General features: G+C 58.3%; 10 protein-coding genes. 7 read left to right on the top strand and 3 right to left on the bottom strand.

All coding sequences use genetic code 11. The features are described from left to right. Nucleotides 1–417: 417 nt before the first annotated feature. Nucleotides 418–1,614, top strand: a complete 1,197-nt coding sequence (locus IGS16_RS05015; RefSeq protein WP_297083860.1) for a glycosyltransferase family 2 protein — start codon at nucleotides 418–420, stop codon at nucleotides 1,612–1,614. 122 nt (nucleotides 1,615–1,736) lie between these two features. Here the strand turns inward: IGS16_RS05015 and IGS16_RS05010 are convergent, their stop codons facing one another. Continuing rightward, nucleotides 1,737–2,465 carry a DUF3153 domain-containing protein gene (locus IGS16_RS05010; protein ID WP_297083858.1) on the bottom strand — a complete coding sequence of 243 codons (729 nt, stop codon included), beginning with the start codon at nucleotides 2,463–2,465 and terminating at the stop codon, nucleotides 1,737–1,739. Between the two features lie 179 nt (nucleotides 2,466–2,644). Further along, a complete protein-coding gene (locus IGS16_RS05005) occupies nucleotides 2,645–3,238 on the bottom strand; it encodes a MarC family protein (RefSeq protein WP_297083856.1) in 594 nt (197 codons plus the stop codon). A 455-nt stretch (nucleotides 3,239–3,693) separates the two neighbouring features. Between IGS16_RS05005 and IGS16_RS05000 the strand changes: the two genes are divergently transcribed. The 5 genes from IGS16_RS05000 to IGS16_RS04980 all read left to right on the top strand — a co-directional run bounded on the left by IGS16_RS05000 (nucleotide 3,694) and on the right by IGS16_RS04980 (nucleotide 8,064). Next, nucleotides 3,694–5,079: a nicotinate phosphoribosyltransferase gene (locus tag IGS16_RS05000; RefSeq protein WP_297083855.1), complete on the top strand. Its 1,386-nt coding sequence runs from the start codon at nucleotides 3,694–3,696 to the stop codon at nucleotides 5,077–5,079. A gap of 108 nt (nucleotides 5,080–5,187) precedes the next feature. Next, the gene (locus IGS16_RS04995; RefSeq protein ID WP_297083853.1) at nucleotides 5,188–5,799 is read left to right on the top strand and encodes a nicotinate-nucleotide adenylyltransferase; all 612 of its coding nucleotides are present in this window, start codon (nucleotides 5,188–5,190) and stop codon (nucleotides 5,797–5,799) included. After that, on the top strand, nucleotides 5,748–6,491 hold the full coding sequence (locus tag IGS16_RS04990) for an NUDIX domain-containing protein (protein ID WP_297083851.1): 744 nt from the start codon (nucleotides 5,748–5,750) through the stop codon (nucleotides 6,489–6,491). Before IGS16_RS04995 ends, IGS16_RS04990 begins: the two co-directional genes overlap by 52 nt. Nucleotides 6,492–6,630: 139 nt before the next feature. Beyond that, nucleotides 6,631–7,290 carry an SDR family oxidoreductase gene (locus IGS16_RS04985; RefSeq protein WP_297083849.1) on the top strand — a complete coding sequence of 220 codons (660 nt, stop codon included), beginning with the start codon at nucleotides 6,631–6,633 and terminating at the stop codon, nucleotides 7,288–7,290. A gap of 69 nt (nucleotides 7,291–7,359) precedes the next feature. After that, on the top strand, nucleotides 7,360–8,064 hold the full coding sequence (locus tag IGS16_RS04980; RefSeq protein ID WP_297083848.1) for a glycoside hydrolase family protein: 705 nt from the start codon (nucleotides 7,360–7,362) through the stop codon (nucleotides 8,062–8,064). A gap of 20 nt (nucleotides 8,065–8,084) precedes the next feature. On the opposite strand, the gene IGS16_RS04975 is transcribed toward IGS16_RS04980, so the two are convergent. Continuing rightward, entirely contained in the window at nucleotides 8,085–8,456 is a 372-nt protein-coding gene (locus IGS16_RS04975; protein ID WP_297083846.1) for a metal-sensitive transcriptional regulator, read from the bottom strand. A gap of 236 nt (nucleotides 8,457–8,692) precedes the next feature. Here IGS16_RS04975 and IGS16_RS04970 point away from each other — a divergent pair, with 236 nt between their 5' ends. Further along, nucleotides 8,693–9,892, top strand: coding sequence for an HhoA/HhoB/HtrA family serine endopeptidase (locus tag IGS16_RS04970; protein WP_297083845.1), 1,200 nt, complete (start codon nucleotides 8,693–8,695; stop codon nucleotides 9,890–9,892). Nucleotides 9,893–10,133: the final 241 nt, after the last annotated feature.

The raw sequence follows: 10,133 nt of genomic DNA, 5'->3' as shown, positions 1-10,133 counted from the left end.
ACCTCGCAGCAGGGTATTCCGGCTCTTAAAGTCAATTTTTGTCAGTCAACCAGCAGGCGCAGACGCAGCAGATACCTGGATTAGGTTGGCGAGTAATAATCAGCTTTTAATGAAGCTAGAAGGTATTCAGGCAACTGCTCTTTCACCTTTTTCTTTCCTGTCTGGTTTTCTCCTATAAGTCTACCTAGACTAAGCCACAACATTCTTTCATCCATTCGCTTTCCAGGACTTTTTGCATTGAGGAACGGATAAAAACTGCATATCTCGCAAGACCAAGTGCAGATACAAGCATCAGAAGATTGGCAAATTGCGTGAGTTTTCGGAGTTAGCCGCTGCCATTCTCCACCCACACTAAGAGAGCGCTAGTTTGTGTGTCTTGATTTGTGTGTTTTGAATGGTTGCTGAAGGCGAAGCCGTATGCTGTTGCTCAATCTTTTGCTACTGGGTCTTGGTGGACTGCTGCTGGTGCCTGTGTCGGTACTGTTTGTGGAATGCGTGATGGCGCTGCTGCCGCTGCCTGCGCCTAGAATTCGGGGCCGCAGAGTGCATCCCCGGACGGCAGTGCTGATGCCTGCCCATAACGAAGCAGCAGGCATTGGCGCAGCGATCGCCACGATTTTGCCGCAACTCCAGGCGGGCGATCGCCTGCTGGTGGTAGCCGACAACTGCACTGACGATACCGCCGCTGTCGCCTTCGCGGCTGGCGCTGAGGTGATTGAGCGGCGCGATCCCGACCGTCGTGGCAAGGGCTATGCGCTGGATTTTGGGCTGCGTCATCTTGCCAAAAATCCGCCAGAGGTGGTGGTAATGGCCGATGCAGACTGCTGGATGAATGCTGGCGCGCTGTCCGAAATTGCCAGCCTATCAGCAGCAACGCATCGCCCGGTGCAATCGGTTTATCTAATGGAAACACCACCGCGCCCCAGTGCCGCCAGCGCCGTATCTTCCCTCGCGTTTCTGGTGAAAAATCAAGTGAGATTGCTGGGACTATCGCGCTTGGGAATGCCGTCGCTATTGACGGGCACAGGTATGGCCTTTCCCTGGGATGTGATTCGGGGGATACCCCTGGCCAGCGGCAATATTGTGGAAGATATGCAGCTTGGGTTGGACTTGGCGATCGCCGGACATCCGCCCCTCTTTTGCTCCACTGCTTATGTGATGGGGCTATTGCCCGCCCGCCGAACCGCCGCCGATCAGCAGCGCACTCGCTGGGAGCATGGCCATCTGCACACGCTGATGACTCAAGTGCCTCGGTTATTGGGCGAAACGCTGCGGCGGGGTCGCGTTGACCTGCTGGCGATCGCCCTCGACCTCGCAGTGCCGCCCCTGTCGCTGCTAGTGATGCTGTGGGCTGTGGTGCTGGGAATAGCGGCGATCGCCCTGCTGTTGGGCGCATCTCCTCTGCCTGCGGCGCTGCTGCTGGCTCAGGGTTGCCTGCTGCTGGGCGCAATTTCCGGCGCATGGGTTCGCTTCGGCACAGATCTGATTCCCGCCAGCGCCTTGCTCAGTATTCCGCTCTACGTACTTCGCAAAATCCCCCGCTACTTCGGCTTCTTTAGCAATCGTCAAACCCAGTGGATTCGGACAGAGCGCGAGCCAGAGGTTGGGAGTTAGGAGGGGTGGAGGGGGAAAGAGAGAAAAATGAAGAACGAAGAGCGAAGAACGAAGAGCGAAGAACGAAGGGCTAAGGGATTCCAGTTTTCGTTTTTCGTTTTTCGTTTTTTTCTCTCGCCCCATCACTCCACTCCCCCATCCCCCTCCAGCAGCGCTTTAATCAGCGCGCCAATGCCGACAATCACGGCGATCGCCACAGTTCCCAAACCCAGCGGGCTAGGCACCCAAAACACCGCTTCTAAATGATTCAGTTCGCCAGGCTGCAAGATCCAGGTCAACTGGCGATCGCCCACCTCCGGTGCTGGGGTGCTGTCCACGCGCCGCACCCCCCAGGGCGTATTGAGCCTGAAATCGACATCCAGCAAGCCCCCCGGCGATACGAGCAGGCGGCCATCTGCTCCTCGAACCGCGAGCGATCGCAAGTCCAGATCCAGACTCAGCCGATTGCGCTGCACCAGCAGCAGGTTCGTTTCACGGATGTTTAGTTGAGCGGCGATCGCAGGCAGTTCCGCCAGATCCGGCCCCCAAAGCTGCCGCCGCTCCTCCTGCGACGGGTTAAAAAAGCGGTTGAACTTCGCAGCCAAGTCTTTGCCATTATTAAACGGAATGGTAATTAGCGACTCCTGCTTCGACGGATGTCGCACCTTGCCGCCCAGTTTCCGCGCCTGTCGCTCCAGTCCATCTAGCCATGCCCGCGCCGTCGATTGCCGCGCTGCCGGAATCTGCCCATCCAGTCGAATCCGCTGCACCAGTTCGCCGTGGGTCTGGCTGTCGTAGGTAATGCCCACGTCGTATTGAATGCAGCCCGTCAGGCAGAGGCAGAGGAGGAGCAGCGGTAGGAGGCGGCGCATGGCTGGGAATCTGGCAGGGGGACAGATGTGAGGTCTGGGGATGAGGAATGAGCTTAAATACAGCCCAAGGTTGTCTCATTCCAGTCCCTTAATGCTCTCTTCCTCTCATCATCCCACCATCAACTCTCCCCAACACATCAAAACGCCATCATGCCCACTCCAAACCTGCTGGACAACCTTCAGGACAAAAACAGTTCTCGAATTCCCGCGCTGCCAATTTCTACCGCCAGCGCCGCCAGAATAAAGCCCAGAAGCTTTGCAGCGATGATGGTTCCGGTTTCGCCCAGCCATTTTTCGATGCGGGTAGACTGCCGCACAATAATCCAGGTCACGAACATCGATAATACGATCCCCAGCACCACGCTCAGGCGAGCCGTAGGACGATCAGCCATGAGCAGCGTGACGGTGGTCAGCGCACCGGGGCCCGCCAGCAGCGGCAGTGCCAACGGCGTAATCGCCACGTCGCGCTCTTGCTCCGCCTCATAGGTGTTAATTTCTCCCTGCAACATATCTAGCGCCACGAGCAGCAGCAATAGCCCGCCCGCCACCTTCAGCGAGGCCGTGCTGATGTGCAAATAGGTGAGAATCGGCTGACCGACAAAGGCAAAGCCCAGCAAAATTAGCGTGGCGACCAGCGTGGCCCGATCGACCACGCGGTTTTTTTGGTCGAGATCCATGCCTTTGGTAAGTAGCACGACGATCGGCGCGTTGCCCAGTGGATCAGCCAGTACAAAGATTGCCAAAAATGTTTGCGTGAGAACGGAAATGTCCATAGGGCGGCTGTAGCGTTTTAGATCCCAAGGTGTAGACGGCGAGGGCGATCGCCCCAGAACCAAGCAAGAACGACTCTAACCAGACTGCGAGGCTTGGTTTCAACACTAGCCGTAGGTGAGAAGCCCAGTCCAGGCGAAAATGCTTAAGATTTCTAAGAATCATCTCAACGCAATCTTTGTAAAAGTTCCGTCCTCAGTTTTGGTTTTTTTTAGTAAAACTAGGCCCAGCCTGACCGTCTATTAGTCACTTTGTTGAGCATTTCCTCCAAGACAACCTGAATTGGCAATAGACATTTATGGTTGAAGTTACTATAATTTCAGTCATAACCGCTGAAGCTCACTTCTCTCTCACTCGCCAACCTAGTGCTACGTCATAGCTAGAACTTAGGTTGGTAGTAAGCGCTTTAGCGCTGAAGCGCTTACTACGAGCCAAGGCATCACCCTAAAACTAAACCATGACACTGCACTGGCTTATGGCTGCCTCTGCGCTGAACATTACGCCCGCAGACTACGGATTGCTGACCGACCTCTACCAGCTCACGATGGCGGCTTGCTACGTCGGCGAAGACCTGGCATTACGACCTGCCAGCTTCGAGTTGTTTGTGCGGCGGCTACCCCAGAGTTTTGGCTATCTGGTGGCAATGGGGCTGGAGCAAGCGCTGGACTACCTGCAACAGTTGAAATTTAGCACGTCCCAGATCGATGCGCTGAAAGCAACTGAGCTGTTTGACCAGGCACCCGCCGCATTTTGGGACATTTTGGAAACGGGGCATTTTAGCGGCGACGTGTGGGCAGTGCCAGAGGGAACGGTCGTGTTTGCCCATGAGCCGATGCTGCGGATCGAAGCGCCGCTGTGGCAGGCGCAACTGGTGGAAACCTACCTGCTAAACACGCTGAATTATCAAACGCTGATTGCAACGCGGGCGGCTCGGCTGCGAGATTTGGCCGGCCCCGAAGCGACGCTGCTGGAATTTGGCACGCGGCGGGCCTTTAGCCCCCAAGCCTCGATCTGGGCGGCGCGGGCGGCTCTGGCGGCGGGGCTGGATGCGACCTCAAACGTGCTGGCGGCGCTGCAACTGGGGCGAAAACCCAGTGGCACAATGGCTCATGCGTTGGTGATGGCGCTGGAAGCGCTGGAAGGCAGTGAGCAGGATGCGTTCACCGCATTTCATCGCTATTTTCCCAAAGCGCCGCTGCTGATCGACACCTACGATTCCGAGGCGGCGGCGGCCCGGCTGGCAGAGCGGATCAAGACCGAGGGGCTAGAACTGGGCGGTGTGCGGCTGGATTCTGGCGATCTGGTGGAACTGTCGAAATCGGTGCGATCGCTCCTCCCTGGCGTTCCTATCTTCGCCAGCGGCGACCTGGATGAATACGAAGTCGAGCGGCTGCAACAGGCCGGAGCCTGCATCGACGGCTATGGCTTTGGCACGAAACTGGTCACGGGTTCCCCGGTCAACGGCGTGTATAAGCTCGTTGAAATCGACAGCATTCCCACGCTCAAAGGCTCCAGCGGCAAAGCCACTTACCCTGGCCGCAAGCAGGTGTTTCGCTACGTCGAAGACGGGCACTTTGGGGGCGATCGCCTTGGACTCTGCACCGAATCGCACCCCACCGCCCAACCCCTGCTGCAACAAGTGATGAAGCAGGGGCAGCGCCTTTCCCATTCCGAACCCCTAGAGGCGATTGCCCAGCGCACCCGCGCCAACGTTGCCGCCCTCCCCTCCACCCTCCGCCAGGTCATCTGCATCGACCCCTACACGCCGGAAATCACGCCCGCGCTGCATAGCCTGACCGAGGAAACGCAGGCGAGGATTCGGAGTGATGGAGTGTTGGAGTGATGGAGTGTTGGAGTGTTGAAACGTCTCTAGTCTTAACCCGTCACCCCGTCACCCCGTCACCCCGTCACCCCGTCACCCCGTCACCCCCTCACCCCCTCACCCCCTAAAATGCACATCGCCCTCTTTGGAACCAGCGCCGACCCGCCCACCCGAGCGCATCAGGATATCCTGGTGTGGCTGGCGGATCAGTTTGATGAGGTGGCGGTGTGGGCTTCGGACAACCCGTTCAAGCTGCACCAAACGCCGCTGGAGCATCGCACGGCCATGCTGCGGCTGATGGTGGCGGCGATTCGCCCGGTTCGCCGGAATTTGCACGTCTATCCTGACCTCAGCCATCCACGAGCGCTGGTGACGGTGAACCGGGCACGGAGGCGATGGAAGCGGGCGACGTTTACGCTGGTGGTAGGGTCTGACCTGGTGGCGCAGTTGCCCAAGTGGTATCGGGTGGAGGCGCTATTGCAAACAGTGCGGCTGCTGGTGGTGCCCCGGCCGGGCTATCCGCTGCGAGAGGCGGATCTGGAGCCGCTGCGGAAGCTGGGCGCAACGGTGGCGATCGCCCCCCACGAGGGCATTCCTGCCTCCTCAACCGCCTACCGCACCGACAAAGACCCGCACCTGCTCATTCCTCCTATCGAGGCATATATTCACCAACAGCGCCTCTACACCTCATGCCAGGACGACACTCCCGCAAGCCTAGTGACTCCACTCCACACCAGCTAGCAGACTTCAAAGTGGGCGTGGATAACGTCATTTTTTCAGTCGATACGGAACAGAATCGGCTGCTGGTGCTGCTGGTCATGCGCGACAACGACCCCTATCTGGGCTATTGGTCGCTGCCGGGGACGCTGGTACGCCAGGGCGAATCGCTGGAAGATGCCGCCTACCGAGTTTTATCCGAAAAAATCCGCGTCAACAACCTTTACCTAGAGCAGCTTTACACCTTTGGCGGGCCCCAGCGCGATCCGCGAGAAGCGCCAAACCGCTATGGCGTGCGCTACTTGTCGGTCAGCTACTTTGCGCTGGTGCGGCTGGCCGATGCCGAACTGATTGCCGATGGGGTCAGCGGCATTGCCTGGTATCCCATGAATCAGTTGCCGGAGCTGGCATTTGACCATCAGGAAATTTTGCAATATGGCTATCGCCGCCTGCGAAACAAGCTGGAATACAGCCCGATCGCCTTTGAGGTTCTGCCCGAATTGTTTACCCTTGGCGATTTGTACCAGCTTTACACCACGGTTTTAGGCGATAACTTTTCGGACTATTCCAACTTTCGATCGCGCTTGCTGAAGCTGGGATTTTTGGCCGATACAGGAATCAAGGTGTCGCGCGGCGCAGGCCGACCCGCCAGCCTCTACCGATTCGATGCCGATGCCTTTGCCCCGCTTAAAGACAAACCCCTGGTTTTTATTTGACATCGGGTAGCTACACAGTTCAGAGCGAGATTTCCCGACCTGGAAAGCGGGCGGGCTGGGGTAGGATTTGGGAGGTTCTGCAACGGGAACGGGCAGAACAAGCTTGAAATTCAGGGTTTGAAATTCAGGAGGAATTGCGATGAAGGCTTGTGTGGTAGGCGCAACGGGGCGCACGGGGCGACGCATTGTGGAAGAACTGGTGCGGCGAGAGATTCCTGTGCGGGCGGTGGTGCGAAACCTGGAGCGGGGGCGCGAGGTGTTGCCCCCGGCTGCCGAGGTGGTGGTGGGCGACGTGCTGCAACCGGACAGCCTGAAAGCGGCGATCGCCGATTGTACCGTCGTGCTTTGCGCCACCGGAGCCGCCCCCAGCTTCGACCCGACGGGCCCTTACAAAACAGACCTGGAAGGCACAAAGAATCTAGTGGATGCCTGCAAAGCGCAGGGCATTCAGCACGTTGTTCTGGTGTCGTCGCTCTGCGTATCCAAGCTATTTCATCCGCTTAACTTGTTCTGGCTGATCCTGGTGTGGAAGAAGCAGGCGGAGGAATACCTTCAGCAGAGCGGTTTGACCTATACGATCGTGCGGCCCGGTGGGCTGCTGGAAGATGACCTGCCCGATGCGGTGGTGATGCAGGGCCCAGACACGCTGTTTGACGGGCGCATTCCCCGCAAAAAGGTGGCAGAAGTCTGCGTAGAAGCGCTAACCTTACCGGAAGCCCGCAATAAGATCGTGGAAGTGGTGGCCCGTCCCGATGCCCCCGCCCGTTCCTATGGTGAACTGTTTGGGGCGATCGCCTAAATCCAGGCTGGGTAATTCACTGGGTTACTCCACTGGGTACTCCACAATGCTGAACCTTCTTGCCAACTCGTGACTCTGATTCCTCCTTCTTCAACCTCATCCCCCAAGCCGCTGCCGTCCAAGCGCAGCACCGTGACCCGCATTTTGCTGATGGGGGCGCTGGCGCTGATGGCGCTGCCTGTCGTGGAAAAAGTGATGGGCTGGGACGGATCTCTGCCCCGGAGTGGAGAACCCGTCGGCAGCGTCACGCCGATTCCCCTGCGGATGAAGGGCGGCGACCCCTACATTCGAGCGCTAATGCGGACGATTTCTGCCAGCGAGTCCAACGATCCGCGGCCCTATTCGCTGATCTATGGGGGCGATCGCTTCGAGGATTTTTCCCAGCATCCCGACCGCTGCGTTCCCATCGTCGCAGGGCCCAATCTGGGCGATTGCACCACGGCTGCGGGCCGCTACCAGTTCATCACCTCCACCTGGCTAGAGCAGGCGCAGACCTATCACCCCAACCCGTCTGGCCTGTGGCGCTGGCGCAGCTACAGCTTTGAGCCAGAATATCAAGATGCTGTGGTCTATGCCTGGCTCAGCGACCCCCAGGCCTGGGGCGTAGACCTGGCCCAACTGCTGCGCGACGGGGCCATCGAGGACGTGCTGTATATCCTTTCCCCCACCTGGACCAGTCTGGGCTACGGCATCGAAACCAATTCCATGAGCGCCTCGCTGCCCTATATCTACGAGGAGATGCTGCGGGAGGAACTGGCGATCGCCGGAAACTGAGCCAGTCATCAGCGCAGAATCTACGGCAAAAATCGATCCAGCGCGGCTTTCAGGGCTTCCAGTTCTTGCTCGATATTGCCATTCTGGGCAGCGCGGCCGACGCACTCGGTCAGGTGTTCGTCCAAGATGACCCGCGCCACGCGATCCAGCGCTCCCCGCACAGCAGCAATTTGCACCAGCACATCAGGACAGGGGCGGCTTTCTTGCACCATCAGCTTGATGCCGCGAATGTGCCCCTCAATTCGGGATAGCCGGTTGAGGATTTGCCGGAGCGATTCCTCGCTGTGGATGTGGGCGTGTTCGGGCGTCGCAGGGTCGGTATGCAGGTGCGCCGCATCAGACTGCGAATGGGAATGCTCAGGGCTGTTTTGCGAAAGCTTGGGGGCGGTCATGATAGGGGCAAGAAAGGGACAAAACGAGCAGTGCTAGACAATTACTGCCACAGAGCAGGTGATCGGGTTAGCTCATCGGCGATCCAAACTGCCCTCATCTTAGCCCAGTCCTGAAAACCGTACCGCCATTGGAGTGTCGCTAATGAAGGGCGATCGCTAAGATATACGATGGAGCGCTGTATGCATCAAGGGCGTTCCGGCACGCTCAGAGTTATTGCGCGAGACGAGAAATTGCCATGCAACGGGACAGGTTCATGAATGGGCTGAAGTTACAAGCGCCGCGTCGGGTTGTGGCGCGGCTGATGATGGTGTTTTTGTGTGGGCTGCTGTTGCTCAATCCGCTGACCACTCCATCTGCGTCGGCTGATGTGCCCGTGGGGGCAGCGCGCGGGAGCAGCTTTGTGGCAGCAGCGGTGAACCGGGTCGGGCCGGCGGTCGTGCGGATTGACACGGAGCGCACGGTTTCTCGAAACGTAGACCCGATGTTCAACGATCCCTTTTTCCGCCAGTTCTTTGGCGATGGCATGATGCCCCCTGGCGGTCGCTATGAGGAGCGGCTTCGCGGGCAGGGGTCGGGATTTATCATCAGCGCTGATGGCACGATCTTGACCAATGCCCATGTGGTGGACGATGCCGACCGGGTGACGGTGCGCCTGAAAGATGGTCGCCAGTTTGATGGCGAAGTGCGCGGCGTAGACGAAGTGACCGACCTGGCAGTGGTGAAGATCAACACGAGCGATCGCCTTCCGGTGGCCACGCTGGGCGACTCGGACGCGGTGCAGGTGGGAGACTGGGCGATCGCCGTTGGCAACCCCCTGGGACTGGATAACACCGTCACCCTGGGCATCGTCAGCACGCTCAACCGCTCCAGTGCCGACGTGGGCATTCCCGACAAGCGCCTGGACTTTATTCAAACCGATGCCGCGATTAACCCCGGCAACTCTGGCGGCCCCCTGCTCAACGAGAAGGGCGAAGTCATTGGCATCAACACCGCCATCCGCGCCAATGCAATGGGCATCGGCTTTGCCATCCCGATTAACAAGGCAAAGGACATTTCCACCCGGCTAGCTCGCGGCGAGTCTGTGCAGCACCCCTACCTAGGCGTGCAAATTGCCACGCTGACTCCAGAACAAGCGCGAGACAACAACGAAGACCCCAACGCGACCCTGATTTTGCCAGAGGTGAACGGGGCGCTGGTCATGGGGATTGTGCCCGATTCCCCCGCTGCCAAGGGCGGCATCCGTCGCGGTGACGTGATTACGCAGGTGAATGGGCAAGCCATTACCCGTGCTGACCAGTTGCAAACCATTGTGGAAAACAGTGAACTGGGCAAGCCGCTCCAGATTACGGTAAAGCGCGGCGATCTGACCCGCACACTATCGGTTCGCACCGCAGAACTGCAACCGGCTGGGAAGAGCAGCAGCGCACTCCGCTAAGGCGAAACCAGCGTATTTTTAAAGTATCTGACGTATCTTTAGAAAGCGGTACTTGTTGCCGCTTTCTAGCTGCTCTCTAGCCGCATGGTAGACGACCTTCTGCCTTTGGCGTTTATCGATTCTCGATTTTAGATTTGCAATTTTGGATTGCCAGTCAAGCGTCTGCGAGGCTGCCACCCGTTGCACTCGTAGCGCCACCAGAGAGAATTGATACTGGACACACAAATACCCTGAATAAAGA

The organism is Thermoleptolyngbya sp. C42_A2020_037, from assembly GCF_015272455.1.
Lineage (GTDB): Bacteria > Cyanobacteriota > Cyanobacteriia > Elainellales > Elainellaceae > Thermoleptolyngbya.
The sequence above is the reverse complement of the archived record's forward strand: the minus strand, read 5'-3'. Positions and strand labels throughout refer to the sequence as shown.